Source organism: Paenibacillus macquariensis, assembly GCF_900156375.1.
Lineage (GTDB): Bacteria > Bacillota > Bacilli > Paenibacillales > Paenibacillaceae > Paenibacillus_AQ > Paenibacillus_AQ macquariensis.
This window is the reverse complement of the sequence record NZ_FTNK01000002.1, coordinates 68,895-93,733: the sequence shown is the minus strand read 5'-3', so window position 1 is coordinate 93,733 and position 24,839 is coordinate 68,895. Positions and strand designations below refer to the sequence as shown.

Genomic DNA, 24,839 nt, shown 5'->3' with positions numbered 1-24,839 from the left:
AGGTTAATCTATTTCTTAGTTCGACCCGAGGGAGTCATCATATAATTTCAACAGATCTACAACTAATATGCCGTTTATTCTCATTCCATCCAACTTACAATCATTAATATCGATGCCACTAAGATTGCAATCTAGTATTTGACTGTTCTCCAAATTACAATTCTCAAATCGTAAAGGTCTCTGTTTAACCGTCGGATCATACATTGGATGTCCTTCAGGCGGCATACCAATACTATGTATATAGGCCCCTCCGAGTTGTGCTCCATCTATTTCTATATCACTTAGGTTAGCATCCTTAATCTTGGTTCCAGCTAATGAAACATCCTCTAAATTCATATGTTCTAAACAAGCACATTCAAATCTTGAACCCTCAAGATTTGAATTTTTCACTTCCAATTGCCGTTTCTCATTAATAATCTCCAACCGTTCCATAATAATCGCCTCCAATAATTGTGATACCTTGTTATATCATACAACACGACCCAACCTTAGATTCTCTTTAGTTGGGTCGTGTTGTATGTTCTGATTCTTTGTTCCCTTACTCAAAACATTTCAATAGCTCCAAAGCCTCTTCATGCTCAGGCTCGAGAACCAACGCTTCTCGTGTGTATTCAAGTGCTTCCTCTTCCATCCCAAGCTCATAACAGCAGATAGCCAAGCAGTAAAGGACAGTCGGCACAGGCTCGTCTTCATCTGCTTGTACGGATGTTTCTAGAAATAACTTCGCATCTTCATACATGTCCATCTCGAACAGTAATAGACCAGCATCCAGTGCTAAATCATAGCGCTGCTCCATCACATAGTACGATGACCACATGATGTGTATGCCTCTTTGAATATCCAGCATTTCTTCATCACTAGCCTCAGGGAGAAGACTTGAGATTTGTTTCGCACTATGAATGAAGAACTCCGCATCATAACCTCCCAGACGCCAAAAGGCCAAGATTTGATGTAGTCCCATCGTCTCGAATTGCAGGTCTACCCATTCCTTCATACTGAAGAAATCATCTGGTCCAAACCGTTCGATAAACCGCCGATAGGCTAGTCGCGTGTTACCGTAACGCAGTGGCGATTCCAGCATGAATATACAGCCAATATTTATATTTTTATAATGATGCTCGGTGAAAAGTGTCTGTGCACCTCTTTGCTCAAAAACATGTTGGATGGCATGATAATTCGCTGTTAACGAAAAACTACCGTGAAGAATTAACTGAGGTGGTTCTGCAAACTTCCAATTATCTATTCTGTGGTCACCTTTATCCGCTGTGATTAGTAAGAAACCTGCCTGTGACAGCTGATTCAGCCGCTCTAAGCATGTCAATCCGACTTCAGGAAACAAGATATGCGAATCCTCAAGCTCCTGCTGATACAGCGCGATTAGATCCCGATACGGGTATGTCTCTTCTTCATATCTAGTCGCCCGGCGATGTTCATAATTTAGTGTCATTTGTTCCAGAACCTCTGATGGTTCAAGCAGATTGGAATTCTCCGGAGATTCGATTACAACATCGCATTCATAAATCTTACCATCACCCACATAAATCAGCTCTTGCGGAATACTATCAAAGAAATAATTAGCGACAATCAGCAGTGGCTGCAATAGATCACCCGGACGGATTGTTGTATCTGATACAACCAAGTTCAACTCCGTATCATGCACTGCATCGAACCGTGCGAAATCTAGCATTCCCTGCTCAATGTAAGATTGAAGAGCGGGATGACTTCGCCACCCATCAACATTTTTCAACGCCAAATCGGTCATAACATATCGGAAAGGAGGCAACGCAATGCCCGCATAATCTCTCATCTCGCACAGCTTGTGCAATATATGAAATGCGAGACGGCCTGCACCCGCTCCTAGCTCCAGAATTGTAACGGGTTCAAAGTGATCATCTCCCGCTCGATCTTGAAGAAATCCAAAAATCATTTCCGCGTAAGCTGTAGCAATCATCGGGTTACTCGTTATATATTGCGGAACCTGATCATTATTCCACGCATTCAATCCTTCTTCTTCATAATAAGTCCGCTGCAAATCCCAGATAGGTGCTTCGCTGAATCGGAAGCGTTGTTCTTTATTTTCTGCCATTCACTATAAACCTGCTCTCTGTGCGTCATATGGGACAATCTGTTAACATGCCAAGCATGTGTGCTTCAAACGTCAATTGAATCGTACCATATAAGTTGCACGTTCCCAAACCTAAGGTTCTAAATTCTTGTTTCTCGACCAATTAAATAACCCTTATCTCAAATGAGTTCCTGTTATTCTATGTGTTGTATCACACATGGTATATTTCCTAAGCTAGTGCTTGATATCTCAACCCGTTGATCAGCTGAAAGTAACTCTAATACTTCTGGGACAACGATCTTATATTTCTTTACTTTATTGTCATCCCTCAATACATTAATCATTTTACCTTCTTTGTTTATGATCCTTCCACGAACGATTCTTCTTTTCTTTGAGAACAAGTCTATTGTAAGAACAATGAACAGAACCCCAAAAGCAAAAGTAATCAAAAAGGAAAGGAAATCTAAAGGAAGATAACTTGTAATCAAACTAATTATTGAAATTATGAATTGCAAAAAGCATATCACGAGTAGTAGCAGAATGGATTTTCTAGGTTTTAGATTTATTGTAAATCCCTCCCATGATTCTGTTATGTTTCTCTTACGCATATTCCTTACTTCCACTTTTCATTATCTATAATCATTTCAATCCCATTCCAATAATCACCGTTTAATGATTGGTGAACATTTACTGTATCATTCGTCTTTCGATATGTTCTCTAATTCCTCTAATAACCGATTGGTGGTATACACCTTTACTCCAATATTCGTTATTTCATCAATTCCTTTACTGTAGACGCCAGAAATTGCATCTTCAACCATGACAACTTTGAAATCTCGCTCGCTTGCTTGATAAATACTTGTTCTAGGACAATTCGGGAAATTGCATCCTATGAAAATTAGAGTATCTATTTCTTTCTCTCTTAAAAAGTCTTCTAGGTGAGTTTGGTAAAATGCCCCCCATCTAGGTTTATACATAGCCCATTCCAAATCTCCAATACATTGAATCTTTCCGTTCAATAGGTCTTGAGAGTTCAACTCTTCAGCATGTAATGGCTTAATTGAACTTACAAGATCTGCCCCAGTTGATCCGGGTCTGACGATATCAGCACCGGACTCTATCATTTCCTTACGACATATGTCTACATTCGATCCATCTTCTTTGTACAAACGGATAACATGTATAATTGGAATTTGATTTCTTCTACAGGTCTCTAAAATACTCTCCATCTGAAGTAGTACTTCATGGGTTCCTTTTATTTCGGCGATAGCACCTGGCAAGCTAAAGTCATTTTGAGTATCAATTGTTACGACCGCGCAATGATTAAAGTTCGGCTCTATATAATTGCCCATTACTGATCCTCCTTAATAGAATAGTATGTACTGATGATTCGGCTTTCGAAATTTTGCATCCAATATTTCTAATAGGTCATTATAATCTTTTATTGTTTTTTCCATCTTCGATAACCTCCAAGTTATTAGTTAATGACTCTACATATTTACGTTAAAAATTATCTTCTTTAAAATACCCTTGTTATACGAAGAGTCCTTTTCTCTGTCTATACTCCAGAAATTCTATTAATAATCGACATGAATTGCTACATGCTATTTTCTTATATTCAATCTGATCATTCACTGTATTATTATTGGCCTTGTCAGATACAGATTTCAGCCTTAAGAACTCGACGTTATTCAAATAACTTACATGAGCAAATGCTGCAATCTCTTGATCAACCGCTATTGCATTGAAATCTTCCCGCAATTTATTTCTCATATAATCATCTCGAATACGTTGATCCCCAGAGACAAATTTACCGAAATGGACTTTAGGATATTCATCACCAAGATATATTTCGAACATTTGAACAAGCCTTTCAGATGAATTTACCACACCACTTCTTCCAAGGTAATGATCTCTAGGATCAATTGTAGTATTAGCATCCGTTACATCGTGCTGAAGACTTTGCTCCGCCACTATGATGTCACCTCCACTAACTTCTTCTGATAAACCACCACATATGCCAGTCATATAAATCTCACTGGGTTTAAACTCTGATATTAATAATTGAACACAACATGCAGCCTTTACCTTACCAACTCCTGAGACTACTGAAATGATATAAATATCAGAGTTTTGATATTGATAAAATGTCCAGACGCCTATTTGTTTGTGAGATATCGGAGGGTACTGCTCTAATAAAAATTGTAACTCCGGCTCCCAAGCAGCAACTATAGCAATAATTTTCATGGAATCCTCCCTAAAAAGATATTTTCTTTGATTTCAATAAGATTCGTAATTTCCGCCTCATATTGCGTAATTCCACTTGTCCAACCAACTAATTTCTTTAATATATTTATAGTTTTTTGGTACTTTCGAAACTGTATAAACTTTCTTATTCATGATTAAATTCCCTTGATTTAATTGAATGACGTACCTTTGAAGCTCTTGATCTGTAGTCTTTAAATCCATTAATTGATTAGGTATTTCGATCTCAATTTCCTGATTACTCTTTATTTTAACTTCAGATTTATAATGACCCATGACAGGTACACCACTTCCATAGAGCATGAATAGACAATACTTTTTATTGTTTTCCTCAAAAAAATACATACCTGTACCTGCAAAACTCTCAAAATTTTCCCATTCATGTTTATCAATAGACAACCATATTTCAGATTCAGAATTAATCAGTCTATTTATTCCGATCAGCATCAAAATAGCTAACATTAATGTTAATGTAACTATCCATCGTTTTTTCATACTTCACCCCAACTCATAATTTAGAAGTCACGGTCACAATTTCATTCATTATTTGTGTCATTTCCATGGCTCGTATTGTTAACTTCATTTTTGAGTTCTTTGTCTAGTAATCTTTTACGTAAATCATCTGATAATATAGGCTCAACTATTTTAACAATGATTGATTTCTTGGTTTTATTCCAAATATTAAAGTTATACGATACAAGGGTTTTATCTAAATCTCCACCTAAACTATACGAAATGGAGTCAATAACCAATCCGTCATCACTCGTATCCGAAGGCAATGAATTCTTACTACATCCCACAATAAGCATTGAAAATAGTATAGATGCAACCAAAATATGCTTGAAACTCCTCATTGTACGCCATACCTGAAGCACATATTGCGTTGCTTTCATATTAAACACTACCTTTTCAAATCAATTATTCTGTATGCTTTCCATAGGATTTTTTTGTATGGATATTTCATTTACCGTTGTTATATGATGAGGATGGGTTATTCGAGTATACTTATACAGTATCATTAAAGTAATTATTTTGAATTCGAGGTGTGTAATTGAAAAAACTTCAACTAATAAGCACTCTTATGGTTTTACTTATTTCAATTGTAACAATCATTTATGTATTGCAAGATAATATGTCGAATCAAATCGTCAAAGATCAAGTAAGTACAGTTACAAATGAGATAGTTCAAAGTGTGGAACCTATTGTCTTGCAAGATCTCGCAAACTCAAATAATATTTCAATTAATTTCGCTGATAAACCAACAGTAATTTTATTTTTCACTTCATGGTGTCCTTACTGTAATAACGATGCTCCTAAAATCGTCCAGTTAAATAATAAATACAAGAACGATTTGAACTTATACGGAATAAATCTAATAAGTCGTGATGACATTCAAGACGTAAGAGATTTCACAGAAAAATATTATATCGAATATCCTATCCTTTTAGATGAATCAGGAAGTATTTATCAGAAATATGGTGGTTCCGGTTTCCCCTCTTTATATTTCTTTAATTCCAAGGGAGAAGTAATCGATCAAATCATTGGATCTACTGACATTGCTACCATTGAAAGTTCATTTTTACACCTAATAGATAATTTTTGATACCAATACATTGCATCTGAATCATTAATCCGTATTCTTTCTTGTCATATTATTTATTAACAGATATATCATTTTCATTTAAATCACACTGGCAGATATAATAAGTTTCATTGTTGGCCTCTCCGATTCTTTCGTATGTTGTTCATGTAATGTAATCCAAAGATAACGACATAAATAATTGCAACGTTAACCAAATAATTGAATAATTCAATCCTTGCACCTTGAAGGAACCACCAATTCCCTACCTCATAATGATTCTGTTGATACTGAATAAAAAATCTTAAGGGAAACCCATATTCTATTCTATCTGCACCTTCCGTAGGAACACTTCCTGGAATAAATAATATGGCAAGGATAGCAAGCCAGAGCGAAATATTCAAAATGATTTTGTTTACTTTCATTTGAATCCCTCCTCTACTTGGTACAACAGCAGACTATTAAATAATAAATATGTTTGTTAGCTGAAGTTGCTGGCTTCTTCGAGTTTATTAAATACATCCCATTCCATAAAAAGTCTTCTTAACCCCAATGTAGTGGTCTCAATAAATGCTTCTAACTTGTTCATTGATAAGATACTTGGGTCAATTAAAGATTCATTTTCAAGATTTTTTATGAATTCAATCTTCTCTTTTCTGTAATCGTAAACCTCTTGTTCTAATAAACCGCACAACTCAAACGCCTTACCGGCTTCGAGCTTACTAAGTAAATCTCTAATCTCTGGCTTATTACGTAATATCAAATATTCAAATTTGGTTACATCATGGGTATAAATACTCTTTCCATTTGGATGTAATTCATATTCTGGATAAATATCAAAAGTCCACACTCTATCCGTATAAATATGGGCGATATAGCCAAACAGATATTGCATAAATCTCGAATTGCTAAATGCCAAATGCTTGTTGTATTCAAAGAAAACCTTAAGATCTTCGTCAGTTGCGAACTTGCCTTCCTCATGCATTAAATGTGTTTTCGCCTTTTCTATTCTTTCATTAGTCCTTACATGAATTGAATCGGGAGCAAGACTCCCCAGTAAAAACTCTGATGTAGGATTAGATAACAATTCGCTGGCAACTGAAAAATGAACCATTGGCCAAGGCATCAATAACACTCCCAACCTAGTGCAATCTCATTAAATTTGTCATTTCCTATCATTATTTCTTTAGCTTTTATGATCTGTCCGCCATCGACACGGTCCTCCATTAGCAAATCCAACGATACTGCCATCCTTCTCCTCAGCTACAAACAAGCATTTATCAGTATTAAGAGATTCAAATATTCTAACCCATTGGCTTCTTCTTCCTTCTGCGGTAATCTTATTGAGATACTCATCCGCTAATAATCCCCTGTATGTAGTCTTCCAACTCTCCGCATGGACATAGGATATGGCATTAATATCAGCTAATTTTGCTTCTCTTATTTTCATAATTACACCTGTCCCTTCGAGTAATGTATGCCGCACAATAACTCATTTCCATGTTTCATATTCTTCATCGAACGCCATGCACCATTTTGAATTCCAATCACATTTGATTAGGTATGTCACCTGATTCGCTTCTCCTGTTCTAAAGATGGCGTTCTCAGGATACTTCTCATTTTTAATTCTTATAATATTAAACGATTGTAATAGCTTATAGTTACATTAAACTCACTCATTTTCTTCTCGACGGCTTGTAGTCGCTGGCTCATCCCCTGTAGCACTTGATTGAATTTCATTCGCCACTTCATCATATATATAAAAAGCTTGAGCAGAAGAAAATTATGACCCAACCTATTTAAGTTCATCAGTCATGCGATGACATGAATCTTCGTAAGTAATCTGACTTCGCAGATCGTTAAAACACGGCTGATATAACCCAGCAGTTAAACGCAAGAATCAGTAATCCTAAATAACCATTGGTTGTTAATTAATATATTTCGCAGGGGTGCTGCAGGGATACGCCCGAGTGCCATGGGACCTACACTTTATGCACTTTCTCCTTTAGCTCTTCATAGGCTTCTTTCAACCAAGGATGAACAACTTTCAAGGTTTCTTTCCGTTCCCATAAATAATTGATATAAGCAAATGCTCCATGGGCTAATGATTTCTTTAAATCTCTATTCAATTCTTCAATATACGGAGGCTCGCCTGACTGATCCCAAGCAATCTTATCAGCGACAAATAATACTTGATCAAGCAATGTTGAATTTGCCCGTAATGTCGTATGGCAACCAACAGCGTCTAATATTTCTGGATCTGTTATTCTAAAAATATCTCTAGCCATCACCTTTGATATCTTCTGGTGAATGATCATTGGAAATAGTTCCTCTTCTGGTAAAATATCGATATCTAATTGCCTTGAGACATCTAAACGATCAATACTAGGAATAACAGCACTGATATCATGCAACCAGCCTGCAATTTCGGCTGCTTCGTGATTGGCTTCAAACATTATTGCAATTCTCCGTGCCTCCGTACCAACATCGATACAATGATTCGCTGTTTCGGGATATTTATTAGTTGTTAAAAACAAATAAATATTTTTCTTCAAATCACTTGAGAACTCCATTTGTTGTGTCAGATTCTTCAATATAGTATGCATCGTAAATTCACCCTTACTTATATTATGTTGCATTAACTTCCGCCAAAGTTAGAATCGTTAATATGTTGTTAGGAGATGTTGTTGCCCCTCTGAACTACAATCCTAACAATCCTATTAATATCTTTAATTTCTTTCTATCTTTTGTTGTGATTTTCAGTCCTTCTTTTGAATCGATTATTATCACTTTTCTTCCCAGCCATATTCTTAAATATATCGATTGTAATACAAATGGTTTTGTGAACCCCTTGATTTCTCTTTCTAATCCTGTGTCATCTTCAAATTCAGTTCTAATAAACCACGTATTACCAATACCAATTTCCGTATATTTCTTCAATGTTTACACCCCTCCGAAATTCCACTCATACTTTTGCTGAATGATTTTTTAAGACTCATTTGGAATTTCGAATATAATGCTTTCCGATCTGTTATTAATCGATTTAGAATCTTCAAAAATAGATTTTCCACTTTCATCAAAAGTGCCGTATTTCACTTGATCTAACATCCATAGGTCCATAAAGTAGTTAATCTTACCAGTGAAAAGAGGCCGTGTTCCCCATTCTCCCTTTATAGATGAAATAACATTAGGAATTACATCTTTATTATTGTTATCTTGTGATCCAACTTGAGCTTCCCATGTTTGCCATGCCGCACCATTCTTCAACTCATAGTATTGGGCTAAGCCTCTATATATGTAAATGAACGCATTTTTCTGTCCGAATTCGAAGTAATACGTCCCTCCAGCTCCTCCATCTTCAAGTGGAAGTAATCCATCATGGAGAAGGATACGAGGTAACTTTATTAGTCCATTTCTAGCATCAGTAATATCACTGCCAGTAACTAGCTGGGATAATTCCTCATCTGGTTTATAAATAATTAGAGTATTCGTATTTGAATCCCATTCTACATGTGCTTTCAAACCTTCACCAATAAACCGAAATGGAACATATGTTAAACCCTCTTTGACAATCGCAGGGGTTGCAAGTGTCACCTGCTTATCCCCAATATAAGCCGTCTTACTTCCAACTTTTAATTTAACGACATCCTTAGTCATAGAATCTATTACGGTGACTGTTTTAGTTGTATTATCCCAATCCACCTTAAGACTTGGAATTAGTGAAACCGTTCGGATCGGAACCAAGGTATTATTGTTGATGATAATAGGACCTTGACCTGCAACTTTTTGTCCATTTACATTTAAATTAAGTTCCTTATTAGTAGATGCCGACGCAACATTATATGTAGATAATCCAACAACAACTAACAAAACACTTAACAAACCAATAGATTTTTTCACAAATATTACCTCCAGATTTTATTTTTCAAAAGTTAGAATCAAAGATCTTTCTTCCTTTAAATTGGTAGAAGTATATAAATATAAATCCCAATTTAAGTAACTATCACACCATTCTTCCGTCTAAGTATTATATGCGATATAGGAGGGTGAATAATGAAACATTGGTTTGTTGGTATTGTGTGCATAGTGGCTATCATCTCTGGGTGTGTTAAGGATACAGGTGGAAAAAGCAAAATTGCTGTGGTCGATTCGACTCCTAAAGTGCAATCCATTGTTCCAAATGTAGATGAAACCAAAGATGAAGTGTTAATTACTTCATTAGAGAAAGAATCTGCAGAGTTACAAATATTTAGAAATTCATTGAATGGTCAAATACAAAACAAAGTTAAATTACGATTTAACAATAACATTTCATGGATCACATCAGATTTACCAATCCCAGATTCTTTGGGATCGGCTATTCCAAAAGAGAATATATTTATTTCTCTGGTACCAAGTGAGTTAAAAGCCTGGATATTATTAACCTCTGATCCCGGAGCGGGTCTGATGAATAAAATCTATTATTCATCCAATGATGCAGGTACTTCATGGAGTAAAGTAAATGAAATCAATCAGGAAGTGGATGGATACGTTACGGGTGTTTCATTCAGGGATGGGAAAGTGGGTTGGGTAACAGCTACTCAGCATGGAGCAAATTTCTACCTTTCTATCGCACACAGGATGGAGGAAAGACATGGGAACCCCAAAAGATTGAAATAATAAAGGGTTATAAATATGGAAACACCTATCCACCTGTTTTTGATTCAGTAAATAAAAATAATGGAACTATAGAAGTCGAATTTGTATCGGAAACCGATACAAAAAAAATTAAGTATATGACTAATGATGGCGGGAACACATGGTCTAATTAAAAGATGGACTAAACATAAAATAAATCAAAAATCCGCCTAGTTATTAGGATAGAGCGTATTTCTGATTTTTCCTTCAGTTGATAAATATTCTTATATTTGTTTACTCAAAATAACTTCAAGAGGCTCATTCTCTTGTAACAAACATCCAACATCACGATAGCCAAGCTTCCTGTAAAAGTGCTGTGCTCCTTCGTTAGATTGAGTGGACGTCATTACGGTTTTGAATCCTCTCTCACTCATTAATTTTTCCCAATAAGTAACAACTTCTTCACCCATGCCTTGTCCTCTATATTCTTCATCAATCCATATCATATTCATAAAAGGAGTGTTATCCCAAAAATATCCATACCTCATCCATCCGATTTCTTGTCCCTCATCCCTAAGTATAAGTATCTCCTTTTCGTTAATTTTCGATCTGATCAGTGTTTCGACGATGTGCTTATCTCTATCTAAAATGTACAAATAATCTGTATCTGTTGCAAAATCAATCTTCATAGCTAATCCTCCAATTTTTCTGCTTTCTTACTTCTTGATACTATTCTGTACGATTTCTGCTAATATTCAGGTATTCACGACGTCAATTCCCCTTAGGATAGCCCTATAACCCGTTTAATCTCGCTATTCCTCAACCTCAATTGCAGCAGCATAACTTCCGTGATCGTCATCTGCCTATTTACCCCCAACTGACAGTACATACAAGCCAGGTTTTGACGGAAGATAGACTTTATTCTCTTCCTTAGGTAAAGGTGATATGTTCTGATTTCCCCAAAGCCCTGCCCATATTTCTTTGAGCTTATTACCTTCGAAAATCCAAAGTCAGCTCAGCGTTAGGTGGTTCCGTAGAATTAGGAATTGTCTTTGTACAACCCATTACAGTCATTACAACTAGAAGCAGATAGGTTACTATTATTCTTTTGTCCATCATTTCACCTCACTACTATTGAAGCCCATATCGAATCACGATCATCTTAATCTTTCAAATATTTTTATAAAGTAATCTTAATGTTTTATTTTCATTAAAATCTTTATTTAAATAAAATGGATACGCTTCTGAATACGTGCTAACTAGTAAGGAAATAATTCCATACTCCAAGGGTTTATATTACTTCAATTAATTTAAAATGCTCTACCACAATTACAGTATCCTCTGTTAATGCTATTCCCGCATCTAAAAAATCATATTCCCAACATTTATTATGATCATCAATGAATTCTTCAAGTGAGGTATAATTCTCTCCCTTAGCAACCCTAATATCGATCATTCCATAAGGGATCTCATAGTTTTCAGTTATCTGTATCGTACATCTATGAATTCCATGATTATTAAATACAGCTATATAGTCACCAACTTCAGTCGGCTCTTCCTCTGGATTGTTATAGTACCATATCATTGGAGTGCAAGTAGCTGTTTTCAAACCTGCCATAACCTCATTTAGTAGAGTTTCATCATCAATATGACTACTCCAAAATGTTAAACTTTTCATGGTTAATCCCCTTTTAGTATATTTTGCTCCAAGCCATATTAATGTGGATATCGAACTACTCACAATTTTTTTTGGACCGTTCTTTCATATAACGTTGCGCATGCCTGACATACAAACGGCTTATGGACCGTAGGAAACGGATCGCCAAACTTAGCTGTGTGGATGTGTCACCTGATTGCACTTCTCAGAAAATTCCTCTAGGAGACCAAGGATCGTCAGCGACGATGCTAAAAATCATTGTTATACGATGTTCGTCATTCCTCGCCTGCTGCATAACTCCACAACAATCTAATCTGGGTTCGCCCCCTTACTGCCTTGCGTTACACTCATCCATTAAATGTTTCTATTTTAGTTGTTTTGGTTTCTTTATGGCTACTAAAAAGTGAAATACAACCAATCTATAACTTTTTTTGTAATCAAAGTTACTGGAAAGCACTGATTTCATAACAACATCGAAAGTTAATGTGTTGTCATTAGTTAATATAACAACTCCACTATCTTTTGATGGATTTCCAAACTGTCCTTCTAATGTCAATAGAAACAAAAACGGTTGCTTTTCTTGTTTGTCAGAACTGCTATCAAATAGATAGTAATAACCATCATTGAAAAATAAATCACTGAAATAAGGACTATTGGTATCTTCAGTAGAGAAACTAACCATACGAATACCTGTATTGTTGCCTTTTGTTGCGGTTTCAACAAAGTTAATCCACTCTTCATTATTTGCAATCACTTCTGAATCTTGCTTAACACAATATCCGTCTTTTGTAGCATCTTCAACGATAAATCCTCCTAAAATCAAAAACTTCATGTACTTCCCTAATTCTGTTTACCCATGGTCTACATGTCGTATCTCGAATTATCCTAGAAAGTTCGTATTCATTGTCCATTGTAATCTCCTAATCCATTCCTGTTGAACATCAATACTTGCATTTCTTATTCGATCCATTATATTAATGATTCGAGAAACCGAAAAAGCCTTAATTAGTTCCTCATTAATTTGAATTTTTGAATATGAACAATAAGTCGTTAAAAATGTCCCTGATAGTTCCTTCGCAATTTGAGGGTAATGTAAATGTACGAACCACAAAATCCATGAAATATCCTGCAATGGATGGCCCCAGCCCGCCCATTCCCAATCAATAATATACAAGGATTCATTCAGGATAAGCGCATTGTGTGGACCGTAATCGCCGTGTATCAGCACTTGTTCTTCTTCAATATTTATATTTAGAATTGTTCTTACTTCATTCATGAGAACGAGCGGAATGAAATCAAGTGAATCTAGCTCAATATTCACCAACTTTATTGTTGGCAAGCTTCTGGTGGAGTTTCTAGACTTTATTGAATGAATATCTCTGGCTAAAATCTGTCCTAACTGCTTATATATTTCATGGGCTTTGTCACTATCAAAATTATCTAAATAATTTTGACAATTAACACCAGGTATGTAATCCATAATGGTATATAAATATCCGTTATTCTCAAAATAATCATGTAGCTTTGGTGTGATGTTAGTATAATTCAAAAGCTTTAAACTATTAATTTCAATGAGCTTATCGATATCTCCGTTCTTCGAAATCTTTGCAATAACTGGTGGAGATGTACCTTCTAGTAACAAAGTATAGTTAGTGTACCCGCCATTAAGTTCAGTCAATTTAATATTTTTATATTTTTGCAGTAAGATATCTGTAATCATCGAGTTATTCTCCTTTTTTTGCACATAGAGTCTTTCACATAAAGGGCGGATTCCCATAAAATAAATGTGTCGTTATCCGATGCGCATCAACTCAACGACACAACTTTCATTGTTCATTATCTTTTGTTGTTTCTGTATTTTTAAAACTGTCTATTAAAAAAATCCATACAAACAACAAATGACTTCCTAAGAAAGTCACAATATATTCAGGCTTAATAAACAGTACTATAGGTAAAAATAATAAAAAAAGTAATATTAATATAACTATAAATGAAATAAAATTCCCAGTTTTTTTATTAAAATAATTCATCATAAATTTACGATAATATTCAAAAAAGTTTAATCTCGATACTATCTCAAGTATAAAAAGAGCTGAAAAAAAGTTGACCACGATATCTAAAAATAAAGAGCCATAGTAGTTATTAACCTCTAATTTTTGATAAAGTTTTTTTGATTCATCGTAACTATATAACAAAGAAAATATAAGGCTCAAAATCAATAGAAACGAATACTTTTTCAATTTCTCTTTCATCATGTATCCCCATTTCTAATTTTTTAGGCGATGCCACTTTGAAATACTCTCACATTCTTTATAGATCTGCGATCATTGTTATCGATGTACCTTCCATTCCAACTTCTTCAAACCCAACACGTTGATATAATTTCACAGCTGCTAAATTACGAGGATCTACGCTTAATGATATTCTTTTAATCCCTAGCTCTGTCATCTCTTCAAATAGCTTTCTTAAAAGTGCAGTTCCAATTCCTTGTCCTCTATATTCTTTTATTAATGACATTCCTAGTTCTGGTGTATCGTTACTTATATACCCATATCCTTTATTATCTTCATTGAAATATCGCATGGTTATTGATCCTATAGAGTAGCCCTCGTTATTTACTGCAATGTAACCCATATCTCCTTCTCTTCCCCAGTTATCTAAATACTTAGCAATAAGAGGTTCTTTGATCACCTCTCTGCTAAAAGCTTTTTGACCTTCTGGGACATATAAGGATTCATACAGCATATCCCATAAAAAAGGCATATCTTGTTCTACTATCGGTCTAATTGTATAAAGATTCATTGAAATCTCCTTTGTATTTTATATTATCTTCTAGCGGACCGAAGACAGTGGTCCAAAGCCTGATAATGATGTTAGCAGATGTACTGTGCTGATTTCTTCGAATTATTGCAACAATATTGTAATAGCTTTTAATGGTTTTAAAGTATCATTGTATGTATTGCTTGTTAATGCGATTACTATATTTCGGGAAGGATCTACACAGATATACTGCCCTTCCAAACCCATAGCAAAATAAAAAGATCGATCTAATGATTCATCGGACACCCACCAATGACGACCGTAATATCCTATATCTTCATATGCTAAATACTTAGGTTTTGTTGAATTGGATATCCATTCCTCACTAAGTAATTGTCGTTTCCCCCAACGCCCCTTGTTTAAATAGAAGTAACCGAATTTTTGCATATCATCTATAGACATGTGTAGCCCGAAACCGCCAATATTAACTCCTTGAGGGTCTACATGCCAAATGAAATCTTTAATATTTAAAATAGAGAAGAGATACTTTATCGCGAAATCTTTTGCACTCATTCCTGATACCTTTTGAAGTATTGATAATAACAGATGGCTGCAGCCAGAATTATAGTTCATTCGTTCACCGGGTTCGACGTTTAATGGGCGCTCTAATATATAATTAACCCAGTTGGGACTATGTATCATATGTGGCCAGCCATCCCATTCCCCTAACTCCGGCCAATCAAAACCTGCACTCATACTCAATAAGTGATCAATTGTAATGCGTTGTTTCCGAATGTCTTTATCATTTTGAAGTGACGGAAAGTAATTAACAATCGGCGTATTAAGATCTGAGATCAATCCCTGTTCGATAGCAATTCCAATTAAGCATGAAGTAATGCTCTTTGTGCATGAGTTAACTTTGTGGAGCTTATCTTTAGATTTATTGTTTCTATAATATTGAAGCACAATATCTGGACCAAGACTCATCAAACAACTTTCAATTTTTTCTTTTCTTAAAAAACTAACAAATGATTTTATTTTCTCATCATTTATTTCGCTCTGATATGGAAATTCAATCATAAATGGGTTGCTCCTCTTAGTTACTCTCAGCATATCTGCTAACGTGCAAAATCACTTAAATATGTTCATTTCCCTTGAGAATTGCAAATATCCCTTTATATCATCTTTCTCAAATCCTTTACAATTAGAGACTGTAAAAATATTATTATGGATCCCCTCTTCTTTGTTCATTTCCTTACAGAAATATGTATTCTTCTCTTTCTCACCACTATAGGCATCTCTGGTAGCATCAATTGTGAATCGTATTTCTGAGCCATTAGAGTTCACTTCATAAATGATTGGTCCACTATCAGTAGTTCGTGATATTAGCATTAAATTATCGCCTTTATGATCTTGGAATCTTTCATAAAATATATTCATTCTTTCGTAATCCAACTTATTGAAATTAGTTAAGACACCTCTTTGTATATACTTCTTATCATATTCTGAATTCAATCGCATGAAATAAAAGAGACAAATACAAAGGACAACAATAATAATCGAGAGTAACCAAATCGTTTTTTTCATTGGATCTCCTTGTAATTACGATAATTGTGTATACCGTTCAGAGGTTCACGACGGAAACCCACCTACTATTTGCTCTCGCTTTCATAAGGTGGGTTTCCGTGTTGGACTCTATATAATCTATGTAATTTACTCCTCCCAACCAAGGGCGTGTCCGCAGCATGAAACTTTTGTTTTATAGGATGTCAGTCTTACTGGATTAATCAGTACGTTGATCTTAATCGTATTGCCATACAAGCTGCCCCTTCCTAATTTTTGCTACATATATTATTTGCCCTGTGTGATAATGAATCTCTCTAACCATCGCTATCATTAGGTTAAGAGCTGTTGTCTCATTATTTACTTGGCTATATGTAAGCGGTGGAAGATTGAGAAAAGGTTGAGATAACAATAATTTTGGGTTTGTGTTGAGATGTTCAAGATATTGAATAATTATATCGAATGCTTCCTTTGTCTTGTTATAAGCCTGCTCTTTAGTCATTATAAGCCCATGTTCAAATTCCTTTTCCCTGTCCCTTATATCAGGAATGTTAAAAAGAATTGTTTCGATTCGTGAGTGAGCGCAACCCCTAATATGAGCAACTAGATTCGCAATACTATTACTTTCCGAGTTCGGAGACCAAGTTATATCTTCTTCTGACAATTGTTCAATGACTTGAAGAGTCCATTTCCTTTCAGACTTAAATTTAACCAACATACTTTCAATCACTTCAGATGCTATATCCATAGGAACACCTCCTCTTTATAATATTTTATACATGATTATGAGTATATCCCTTACAATTAGCGCTCATCATCTGTATTCTTAATTTGCCGGTTGAATGTGTCCGGTGAGTTCTATTAAATACAACCATGTCTTTACTTAATTTATCAATTCTATCGTTTCTAATACGTTATGTTTATTCAGATCATTGATAATGGTTTGAGGTAAGTAGTTATATAATTCAGATCTTGTCACCCACAAATAATCGCTATGTTCATCTGAAAGTATTATTTGATCATCAGTAGTTCTGCACAAGTATGTCATCAAGACAACCTTTCTGTTCGGATTAGTAAAAAAAGTAGTAGCATATAGTAATTTCTCGATATTCACTACGATTCCAGTTTCTTCTTTTACTTCTCTAGTTAACGCATCTTCTAACTCTTCTCCAAAGTCTATCTTTCCTCCAACTGTTTCCCAGACCCCTGCGTCAATTTCATCTATGTCTGACCGCTTCAATATTAATATCTTACCTTTATTTTCTATTACTCCCTTAACTACAACAACTATTTTATTGTCCATATAGCCCCCAAGTAACTTTCTTCTCTATGTAATATCATTCAACATCTCTTTGACATCTATTTCTTTAATCCATTTAATAATATAATCTGCTTTAGATAGATCCTGATTTCCAGAGTTTTGATTTATAAACCCTATACATTTCATTCCCGCTGCTTTAGCTGCCGCGACTCCATTCTTGGAATCCTCAAGTACATAACAATACTTAGGGTCTACTCCTAATATATTAGCTGCTTCAAGATATACATCTGGTGCTGGCTTCCCCTTATTTACTTCCTCACCACTTACGATACAATCGAAATATTCAGTTATATTGAACTTTGATAGGACTTCCTCAATAAACTTCCTTGGAGAGGATGAAGCAAGACCAATGGGAATATTATGTTGCTTTAGTTCAAATAGAATTTCTCTAATACCTGCAATTGGCTCTAAATCTATTGATTTTATAATATTGATTTTAGTAGTTAATTGATAATCTATGATTTCTGAGACCGACTGTACTACGCTATATTCATGTATAATTAAATTCCACATCTCAGGATTTGTCATTCCAACATATTTCTCTAGCTCTTCCTTATATATATTTGTTCCTAAGTAGTTCATCGTTTGAATATCCACATCAAAATGAATAGGCTCACTATCAATTATTACCCCATCCATGTCAAAAATAAATGCCTTTATCATATTCTGAATCTCCTCGTTAACGAATTTACTACTCGTTATCTTCAGCTTTTAAAATGATTAATACAGTTATAACGTTCACAATCCCATCTAGTTTGATTGTTATTAATAATAGTTATAGATGTATTATGGAGGTGTTCTCCTGTATCGAATGTGGAATAAGTTTCTTTAAGGTCAGCCCAATTAGTGCTCCATGACTTACTATTAATACTTTTTTGTCCGAATGTCGCTCAGAAATTTCCATGATGCATTTCATTCCTCTTGAGATTATCTCATCATTTGGTTCTATCCCAAGATCTAGTTTGGACCATCCGTCTCCCCACTTGCTAACTCTATCTTTTTCAGTTGTTCCCTCAATAAGTCCGCAGTTCATTTCTCTTAAACCTTGATCAATTTTCACCTCGATATTCTTGATCCTTCCTATCATTTCAGCTGTTTCCAGTGCTCTTGATAAGTCACTTGAATAAATATAATCCCAATCCTCGTTATTCATTCTCTTAGATAGTAATTCAGCTTGTCTTCGTCCCTCATCATTTAACGGGATATCAGCTTGTCCCTGTGCTCTGTATTCATGATTCCAATCTGTTACCCCATGTCTTATAAGTCCTATCAATGCCATAGCTCTCCCTCTTTCATTTCCAATCTAACAGACTCTCTGACTATGCCTGCTCATATTCACTTCTTAGAATACTCATACATATACTATCCCGGTATTTACCTTTAGTATAAATCTTATTTCTATATCTACCTTCTTCTTTAAAGCCACATTTTAGATAGCATTTATAGGCTCTTTCGTTATATTCGTATACTTCAAGCTCTATTCTATTCAAATTTAGCTCCTCGAAAGTAAACTTCTGTAGTAATCGAATGGCTTCACTGCCATAGCCTTTGCCTAAATATTCTTTTCTACCTATAACAACAGCCAAATGAGCAAAGCGATTCTTCCAGTCAATTTTATATAAATCGATTTGACCAATGTATTCTAGAGAGTCTTTGACTGCTATAATAAAACTTTTGTTACTAGACTTACCTTCAACCATCATTCTAAAGAAGGATTCCGTCTCATATTTGGAGTGTGGGTATAAGAAATTATCAGATAACGTGTTGGTTATTTCCGGATCATTAACCCATTGTCTAATATGATCTAAATCTGAATCTCGGTATTCTCTAAGTACAATTCTATCTCCAAATATTTGTGGCATGAGTATTCATCCTTTCGTGGTTCTACGTGTTTTCATCAGTTTCATATAACGTTTCCGCATTCACGACGAGTTAACAATTGCCTTACAAAGGTTTTTTACCACATGCAATAATAAAGTTCATCATCGCATACGCTTCAGACGAATTATTGAATGCAACAGAAGCTTGTTTCATTTGTTCAAATTCATCTGAAGTTATCACACCATTTTTATAAAACGGCACAAAACGATTAATATCAAATTGTCGTTTAAAGCCATCAATCCCATGCACATCGCTATGTTGAATTATTGAATCAATATCTATATCTATATATCCACTCTTTAAAAAGAGGCGCGGTAAACTTCTACCTATTAAACGATTTCCACCTTGTTGTGCAACATAATCCGAGATTTTCATTAATATGTTATGTAGTAATGGAATTTCTGGGTTTATCGTACCAAAAACCCCATCATCCGCGATGCGGTAAGTCGGTACGGATGTGTCCCGGCAATCACTTCTCAGACTTATCTTCTGGGTCCGAGGCGGCTTGTACGCCGATGCGTGAACACATAGTTATCGGATGCCATGCCCTCTTGAGACTCAATCAAAAAGGTTTTTTAGGATCTTTCATTAATTCTTCTCTTAATTCGTTTGTCATCTTCTCAATTAATTCTGGTCTTCCATGGAACTGAGCAGGGGTATTCTGAAATAATTGGATCCTCCATGAATCATTCATTCTTACTGCAATGATTGTATGATGAGTGTTTACTTTTGAATTTATTTCTGTCTTCCCTGGAGGCACCATACCTGCAATAGACCTTAAAATGGCTACATTTGAGTCAAGCAAATGAACACTTTTGACTTTAATAACGAATTTTGAAGTTGGGTGATTATCAAAGATAGGTTTCAAATGCATCACAATCTCTTCCGGACCGATCGATTGACTTCCATCGAAGCCGATACTTTCTCCACCTTCACAAAAAAGCTCAGCCATTGCATTAGCATTACGATCATTCCAAGCACCTATTAGTTTTTGATATAAAGTTCTTATGGCTTCTGAATTTGCTAACACGGGATGTCCTCCTCGAACGAATAAATTTTAGTGATGGTTTCCGATAAAGTTGCGTATTTCTGACGTCCGAACGACTTAAGGACCGAAGGTCTGGGTGGCTGTGGCCCCTTAGTCGGTTGGATGTGTCGCCTGACTCTGCATCCTTAAAATCCATCTTGGCAACTTAGAAGCGCTAGCGACGATATAGAAATGCATTATTATGTGCTGTTCCTGCCTAATTCGACTTAACTCACAATTAATATTGTAGTTAAAGAATGAATACTTCACTCATCTGGAAGTTGTAAGTCTAATTTTTCGATTGTTTTTAAATAATTATTGTCACTAACTACCTTGTATTTAGTGTGGCCTGATTTCTTAAATAAGACAATGTAATTCTTATCTTTCGTAACTTCAAATCCAAGGTTACTACTACCATTCTTGTCATTTTTGAGATAAATTCTTATAGCATATTCACTAACAGAAGAAACGTCGTTCACCTCCTTTTTTAATTCAGTACCTGATACATCAGCTAAAATTTTTTCTATCATTTCCTTATCTGTTGTGGATATTCTTGCATTGTCTGAATATCTCTTAATAGAAATTTCCACTGTATCATCTTCACTTATTTCATCTAAAATCTCTTTTTGAAGTGAAGTGAATTTCGTCTTATCTAGTAAATATAAAATTCCAATAATCACTATTACTGAAGCAAGAATAAAAATTATTATTCTTTTCAAAATTCCCACCACATCTCTTCTAAGTTTCTTCTTATACAACTTATGTATATGCTACTTCAGATAGATTCAAGCAGGAATTGCACATAACGTTTGGATATTCACGACGTCCGTCCCCCTTAGATTGCTCTTATCTTAGGGGGACGGATGTGTCTGGTTGAATCTGCTTCCTTTCTACTGAAAATACTCCAATCGAATCCACTTCTTCTGCTTCGCCAGACCAAGGGTGGATGCCCGCAGTGTGAAAACATTGTTATATGATGGATCAGCCATCTCTGAGTTACAAAAAATTATTATTTAATTTCTTTCCAATAACTTCTTCCCTATAAAACTCGTTGAAATGACTGGAATCCCAATTTTCTTAGACCATATCGAAAGTTGTCCTATATGATGGATTTCATGCACAATAATATGTCTTAGTATCTCACCTTTAAAATAGATCTCATCATCCCATTCGGGAGTTACCCTTTCATATTCCATATCCATTGACCAATTAGTCAATAATTCTTTATTTTCTATTCTAAGTTTGTCTGATAATGTTCTCATTGATTTTATGTCTTTATATTCCTCACAATCAAAAGTAACATCAGGTTCATTCTTAATAGCTCTAATCCAGCTATATTCAACATCTATAATATGAAATAACGTCTTCATGATTGATCCAATTCCTGCATTCCGTTCCCTTAATAATTCAATTTCAGCAATTGGTTCAAGAATTTCGAACCATTCGTCTCTAATCTGCCAATTATATTTAAATAAAGACTCTATTGAAAACACCCCCAAACCGTTAATTTGCCCATCTTTCGTATACCGTTACTGCTGCATTCCTGACGTTCAATCGGATTAAGATTTGTAGTACCGGGTCGTCAGATTTTGCCCGTTGAAAGTGTCGCCTGTATTCACTTCTCTGAAAATCCCCTTGGCGAATAAGGAGCGAACGCGATGATGTAGGAATGCATTGTTAGGCGATGCCACCCTGAATTCCCCCTCAAATACCTAAGCCCTTATCCATGTTGATCTAGTGTAACCAATCTTCATACCAACTCGTTCCATATTTCGATGACTTGACGAACAATATGAAGTCTGACTCACAACTAATTTACATGCATTCTTATAAGCATCATTTATGCGCCTCTGAAGTAAATATGTTTGAAAACCCTTATTTCTATAATCTGGTAGAGTCGTTGCAAATGTAAGAGAAGCAACATTATCCTCCATATACATCACTGCAACAGCCGCAGGAATATCGTTGTAAAATCCTATATAATACTTCCAACCTCTTCGAGCATATAACACTTCATTATTCGCAGCTACATAGGATTTCCCTTCCAACGAGAGTCCGGTACCCAAACAATGGATTTCGGCATATATATCAAACTCATCTTCTTGTAATTCCCGAATATGTATTTCTTCTTTTTGTGTACTGTTTATTGCCAAAGAATCACAATATAGTGTTGTGTGAAATCCTGATTGATAAAATCCTCTTTGGGATAACAATTTTAAAACATCTTGATTAACCTTACTGGGAATGATCTGTATCTCAAATTTTCTTTCCCGTTCCTCAAAAACCTAAGTACATCTTCTAGCACCTCTTCCTCAATTAATCCCTTCACATTATTGAACAATCCCCATGGCATTCTTCTACTATAGAAAGCAGTACATAGTCCAAATTCATTTATTACAATACCTTCTGGATTACCTTCTCGTTCTTGTATCGCAGTCATTCGATCTATCATATAATTGATTTCAGATCTTTCTAAAATTCCAGCTAAATCATGATTCATTATCATCTTCTTCTCTTATTCTCCTTTCCTTGACTTGCTTCTGGTCGTTTTGCCTGACGCTTCCTCACTCCTGACGTTCAAACAGCTTAAGTGACCAAAGGGAACGGGTCGTCAGACTTAGCTGGTGGAATGTATCGCCTGATTCGACTTCTCCGATATCCCTCTTGGTGATCAAGGGCTAATACCCGCAGTAGGAATGTGCTGTTATGCGAAGTACTAGCCATCATAGATCTACTAGAGATTTAGTTCTCTTAAAGTTCCCCATTTTGCTTTAATAATTGGTTTAGTCTGTACTATTAACGGTTGTACAAAGTTGTCTTGATCAAAATTCATTTCGATTACTTCAGTTTGATTGTCTCTTTTGATTGTAATTTCAATGATATTTTCTAAATCAATATCTATTATGGTGTCTCTATTGATACTAATTCTTATAGATCCACTTCTAATTGCGGGGATAAGGTAAAACTCAATTCCCATTAAATCTCTCTCCAAAACAAAGGAAACTCCTGAGTAATACCAACCAACTTCTTCATCAGTTACTTGAGCATTACACTCAAATAAATATTCAAGTTCATAAAGATCTGGAATGTTTATTGATTTCATTTGACTTCACCAACCTTGCTAGTATTTCGCATAACATTTCAGTGTTCACGACGTCCATTCCCCTTAGATAGCTCTTAACTTAGGGGAATGGATGTGTCCGACTGATTATCTTCTATGAAACTGAGTTACTTCTAACGAATTCACTCCATAAACTTTGGTCGGACCAAGGGCTTCACCCCGCAGCGAAAAAACTTTGTTAGATGATGTTACATTGATTTACCTACATAATTCTTTTTGCCTTAATTAATATAAAAGATGGTCTCTTTCTTTCATTTTTTAATTTGGGCATCTTCTCAAGACCCTCTGGAATTGATTCAGGTTCAACAATTTCTTGAACAGCTAGCCCATTTTGTATCAATACATTAAGTAAAGTTGAGAGTTTTCTGTGGTATTTTATTACTCCATCGATTCCCCAAAACTGTGTTCTGAGTCCTTCTTCTCCATAATTATCAATAGGCCAATGAAGTATATTGTTATTGGAATCTTTAATCCATCCTTCTTTACTCTTATTTGACAATACAATAGGATGCTCTGTAGAAAACACCAAGTAACCATTTGGTTTAATCCATTTTGCAATCCTACTAATTAATAAATTATAATCCTCAATATAATGAAAGGCTAATGAACTGACTACCAAATCAAATTCATTATTATTGAAATCAATTTCTTCCATGGAACTATGCAGATAATGAATTCGAGAACGTTTTCTTGCCATATCTAACATCTTCTCTGAAATATCTACACCTATAACATGAGTTGCTCCGTTATCGATAATGTAATTTGCCTGTTCACCAAAGCCGCATCCCAAATCTAATACTTGTAGATCCTTAAGAACTGGAAATAATTTTCTTATTGCAGGTTGTTCAATAAAGTCATTGTATGTGATTCTCGTTTCTCTTAAGTTCTTATACATCATAAAGAACTCTGGGTTGTCATAAAGATTCTGCTTCATGTTATACCTCCATAAATATCTTCGTAATTTCAGCTAACGTTGTTGTATT

At 35.2% G+C, this 24,839-nt stretch carries 37 protein-coding genes; 2 read left to right on the top strand and 35 right to left on the bottom strand.

The window, feature by feature from the left end:
- Positions 1-15: 15 nt before the first annotated feature.
- From BW961_RS03345 to BW961_RS03315, 7 genes are all read right to left on the bottom strand, one after another.
- Complete coding sequence (locus tag BW961_RS03345; RefSeq protein ID WP_068580665.1) at positions 16-432, bottom strand: pentapeptide repeat-containing protein; 417 nt, start codon at positions 430-432, stop codon at positions 16-18.
- A 106-nt stretch (positions 433-538) separates the two neighbouring features.
- Positions 539-2,086 carry a tetratricopeptide repeat protein gene (locus BW961_RS03340; protein ID WP_068580663.1) on the bottom strand — a complete coding sequence of 516 codons (1,548 nt, stop codon included), beginning with the start codon at positions 2,084-2,086 and terminating at the stop codon, positions 539-541.
- A 173-nt stretch (positions 2,087-2,259) separates the two neighbouring features.
- Complete coding sequence (locus BW961_RS03335; protein ID WP_068580662.1) at positions 2,260-2,673, bottom strand: hypothetical protein; 414 nt, start codon at positions 2,671-2,673, stop codon at positions 2,260-2,262.
- A gap of 87 nt (positions 2,674-2,760) precedes the next feature.
- On the bottom strand, positions 2,761-3,417 hold the full coding sequence (locus tag BW961_RS03330; protein ID WP_068580659.1) for a cysteine hydrolase family protein: 657 nt from the start codon (positions 3,415-3,417) through the stop codon (positions 2,761-2,763).
- Between the two features lie 181 nt (positions 3,418-3,598).
- Positions 3,599-4,312 carry a 5'-methylthioadenosine/S-adenosylhomocysteine nucleosidase gene (mtnN, locus tag BW961_RS03325; protein WP_068580657.1) on the bottom strand — a complete coding sequence of 238 codons (714 nt, stop codon included), beginning with the start codon at positions 4,310-4,312 and terminating at the stop codon, positions 3,599-3,601.
- Positions 4,313-4,369: 57 nt separating this feature from the next.
- Positions 4,370-4,825 carry a hypothetical protein gene (locus BW961_RS03320; RefSeq protein WP_068580655.1) on the bottom strand — a complete coding sequence of 152 codons (456 nt, stop codon included), beginning with the start codon at positions 4,823-4,825 and terminating at the stop codon, positions 4,370-4,372.
- Between the two features lie 41 nt (positions 4,826-4,866).
- Positions 4,867-5,223: a hypothetical protein gene (locus BW961_RS03315; RefSeq protein WP_068580653.1), complete on the bottom strand. Its 357-nt coding sequence runs from the start codon at positions 5,221-5,223 to the stop codon at positions 4,867-4,869.
- Between the two features lie 158 nt (positions 5,224-5,381).
- Between BW961_RS03315 and BW961_RS03310 the strand changes: the two genes are divergently transcribed.
- A complete protein-coding gene (locus tag BW961_RS03310) occupies positions 5,382-5,933 on the top strand; it encodes a TlpA family protein disulfide reductase (protein WP_139331522.1) in 552 nt (183 codons plus the stop codon).
- A 107-nt stretch (positions 5,934-6,040) separates the two neighbouring features.
- On the opposite strand, the gene BW961_RS03305 is transcribed toward BW961_RS03310, so the two are convergent.
- The 6 genes from BW961_RS03305 to BW961_RS03280 all read right to left on the bottom strand — a co-directional run bounded on the left by BW961_RS03305 (position 6,041) and on the right by BW961_RS03280 (position 9,809).
- Positions 6,041-6,334 (bottom strand): hypothetical protein, encoded by a 294-nt coding sequence (locus BW961_RS03305; protein WP_068580649.1) that lies wholly within the window; start codon positions 6,332-6,334, stop codon positions 6,041-6,043.
- A 56-nt stretch (positions 6,335-6,390) separates the two neighbouring features.
- Positions 6,391-7,035, bottom strand: a complete 645-nt coding sequence (locus tag BW961_RS03300) for a hypothetical protein (protein ID WP_068580647.1) — start codon at positions 7,033-7,035, stop codon at positions 6,391-6,393.
- Positions 7,036-7,095: 60 nt separating this feature from the next.
- Positions 7,096-7,359, bottom strand: a complete 264-nt coding sequence (locus tag BW961_RS03295; RefSeq protein ID WP_156510097.1) for a GNAT family N-acetyltransferase — start codon at positions 7,357-7,359, stop codon at positions 7,096-7,098.
- A gap of 532 nt (positions 7,360-7,891) precedes the next feature.
- Entirely contained in the window at positions 7,892-8,515 is a 624-nt protein-coding gene (locus BW961_RS03290; RefSeq protein WP_068581850.1) for an HD domain-containing protein, read from the bottom strand.
- Positions 8,516-8,609: 94 nt separating this feature from the next.
- Positions 8,610-8,849 (bottom strand): DUF3977 family protein, encoded by a 240-nt coding sequence (locus BW961_RS03285; protein WP_068580643.1) that lies wholly within the window; start codon positions 8,847-8,849, stop codon positions 8,610-8,612.
- 48 nt (positions 8,850-8,897) lie between these two features.
- Entirely contained in the window at positions 8,898-9,809 is a 912-nt protein-coding gene (locus tag BW961_RS03280) for a copper amine oxidase N-terminal domain-containing protein (RefSeq protein WP_068580640.1), read from the bottom strand.
- 153 nt (positions 9,810-9,962) lie between these two features.
- On the opposite strand from BW961_RS03280, the gene BW961_RS03275 reads away from it, so the two are divergent.
- Complete coding sequence (locus tag BW961_RS03275; RefSeq protein WP_068580638.1) at positions 9,963-10,568, top strand: hypothetical protein; 606 nt, start codon at positions 9,963-9,965, stop codon at positions 10,566-10,568.
- Between the two features lie 242 nt (positions 10,569-10,810).
- On the opposite strand, the gene BW961_RS03270 is transcribed toward BW961_RS03275, so the two are convergent.
- The 22 genes from BW961_RS03270 to BW961_RS03175 form a co-directional block, all read right to left on the bottom strand.
- Positions 10,811-11,215 carry a GNAT family N-acetyltransferase gene (locus BW961_RS03270; protein ID WP_068580637.1) on the bottom strand — a complete coding sequence of 135 codons (405 nt, stop codon included), beginning with the start codon at positions 11,213-11,215 and terminating at the stop codon, positions 10,811-10,813.
- A 602-nt stretch (positions 11,216-11,817) separates the two neighbouring features.
- Positions 11,818-12,204 (bottom strand): ASCH domain-containing protein, encoded by a 387-nt coding sequence (locus BW961_RS03265; RefSeq protein WP_068580635.1) that lies wholly within the window; start codon positions 12,202-12,204, stop codon positions 11,818-11,820.
- Positions 12,205-12,547: 343 nt separating this feature from the next.
- The gene (locus tag BW961_RS03260; protein WP_068580633.1) at positions 12,548-13,015 is read right to left on the bottom strand and encodes a hypothetical protein; all 468 of its coding nucleotides are present in this window, start codon (positions 13,013-13,015) and stop codon (positions 12,548-12,550) included.
- A gap of 48 nt (positions 13,016-13,063) precedes the next feature.
- Positions 13,064-13,903, bottom strand: coding sequence for a phosphotransferase family protein (locus BW961_RS03255; protein ID WP_068580631.1), 840 nt, complete (start codon positions 13,901-13,903; stop codon positions 13,064-13,066).
- 106 nt (positions 13,904-14,009) lie between these two features.
- On the bottom strand, positions 14,010-14,438 hold the full coding sequence (locus BW961_RS03250) for a hypothetical protein (protein ID WP_139331521.1): 429 nt from the start codon (positions 14,436-14,438) through the stop codon (positions 14,010-14,012).
- A gap of 55 nt (positions 14,439-14,493) precedes the next feature.
- Entirely contained in the window at positions 14,494-14,985 is a 492-nt protein-coding gene (locus BW961_RS03245; protein WP_068580628.1) for a GNAT family N-acetyltransferase, read from the bottom strand.
- A 102-nt stretch (positions 14,986-15,087) separates the two neighbouring features.
- Entirely contained in the window at positions 15,088-16,023 is a 936-nt protein-coding gene (locus BW961_RS03240) for a serine hydrolase domain-containing protein (protein ID WP_068580626.1), read from the bottom strand.
- A 51-nt stretch (positions 16,024-16,074) separates the two neighbouring features.
- Positions 16,075-16,530 (bottom strand): DUF4362 domain-containing protein, encoded by a 456-nt coding sequence (locus BW961_RS03235; RefSeq protein ID WP_068580624.1) that lies wholly within the window; start codon positions 16,528-16,530, stop codon positions 16,075-16,077.
- A gap of 214 nt (positions 16,531-16,744) precedes the next feature.
- Positions 16,745-17,254: a DinB family protein gene (locus tag BW961_RS03230; RefSeq protein WP_068580623.1), complete on the bottom strand. Its 510-nt coding sequence runs from the start codon at positions 17,252-17,254 to the stop codon at positions 16,745-16,747.
- 135 nt (positions 17,255-17,389) lie between these two features.
- Positions 17,390-17,809: an NUDIX hydrolase gene (locus tag BW961_RS03225; protein WP_068580621.1), complete on the bottom strand. Its 420-nt coding sequence runs from the start codon at positions 17,807-17,809 to the stop codon at positions 17,390-17,392.
- A gap of 24 nt (positions 17,810-17,833) precedes the next feature.
- Positions 17,834-18,490 carry an HAD family hydrolase gene (locus BW961_RS03220; RefSeq protein ID WP_068580619.1) on the bottom strand — a complete coding sequence of 219 codons (657 nt, stop codon included), beginning with the start codon at positions 18,488-18,490 and terminating at the stop codon, positions 17,834-17,836.
- Between the two features lie 112 nt (positions 18,491-18,602).
- Positions 18,603-19,106: a histidine phosphatase family protein gene (locus BW961_RS03215; protein WP_326111882.1), complete on the bottom strand. Its 504-nt coding sequence runs from the start codon at positions 19,104-19,106 to the stop codon at positions 18,603-18,605.
- Positions 19,107-19,146: 40 nt separating this feature from the next.
- On the bottom strand, positions 19,147-19,689 hold the full coding sequence (locus BW961_RS03210; protein ID WP_068580617.1) for a GNAT family N-acetyltransferase: 543 nt from the start codon (positions 19,687-19,689) through the stop codon (positions 19,147-19,149).
- 82 nt (positions 19,690-19,771) lie between these two features.
- Positions 19,772-20,083, bottom strand: a complete 312-nt coding sequence (locus BW961_RS03205; RefSeq protein ID WP_068580615.1) for a hypothetical protein — start codon at positions 20,081-20,083, stop codon at positions 19,772-19,774.
- A 187-nt stretch (positions 20,084-20,270) separates the two neighbouring features.
- Positions 20,271-20,738, bottom strand: a complete 468-nt coding sequence (locus tag BW961_RS03200; RefSeq protein WP_068580613.1) for an SgcJ/EcaC family oxidoreductase — start codon at positions 20,736-20,738, stop codon at positions 20,271-20,273.
- 263 nt (positions 20,739-21,001) lie between these two features.
- Positions 21,002-21,454 carry a hypothetical protein gene (locus tag BW961_RS03195; RefSeq protein ID WP_068580612.1) on the bottom strand — a complete coding sequence of 151 codons (453 nt, stop codon included), beginning with the start codon at positions 21,452-21,454 and terminating at the stop codon, positions 21,002-21,004.
- Positions 21,455-21,748: 294 nt separating this feature from the next.
- Positions 21,749-22,228, bottom strand: a complete 480-nt coding sequence (locus tag BW961_RS03190; RefSeq protein WP_244555883.1) for a DinB family protein — start codon at positions 22,226-22,228, stop codon at positions 21,749-21,751.
- A gap of 66 nt (positions 22,229-22,294) precedes the next feature.
- Positions 22,295-22,426, bottom strand: coding sequence for a hypothetical protein (locus tag BW961_RS31520; RefSeq protein ID WP_280175180.1), 132 nt, complete (start codon positions 22,424-22,426; stop codon positions 22,295-22,297).
- Positions 22,427-22,447: 21 nt separating this feature from the next.
- A complete protein-coding gene (locus BW961_RS31055) occupies positions 22,448-22,948 on the bottom strand; it encodes a GNAT family N-acetyltransferase (RefSeq protein ID WP_244555857.1) in 501 nt (166 codons plus the stop codon).
- A gap of 2 nt (positions 22,949-22,950) precedes the next feature.
- Positions 22,951-23,241 carry a hypothetical protein gene (locus BW961_RS31050; protein WP_244555856.1) on the bottom strand — a complete coding sequence of 97 codons (291 nt, stop codon included), beginning with the start codon at positions 23,239-23,241 and terminating at the stop codon, positions 22,951-22,953.
- A 228-nt stretch (positions 23,242-23,469) separates the two neighbouring features.
- Positions 23,470-23,838 (bottom strand): hypothetical protein, encoded by a 369-nt coding sequence (locus BW961_RS03180; RefSeq protein ID WP_068592851.1) that lies wholly within the window; start codon positions 23,836-23,838, stop codon positions 23,470-23,472.
- Positions 23,839-24,058: 220 nt separating this feature from the next.
- The gene (locus BW961_RS03175; protein ID WP_068592850.1) at positions 24,059-24,790 is read right to left on the bottom strand and encodes a class I SAM-dependent methyltransferase; all 732 of its coding nucleotides are present in this window, start codon (positions 24,788-24,790) and stop codon (positions 24,059-24,061) included.
- Between the last annotated feature and the right edge of the window lie 49 nt (positions 24,791-24,839).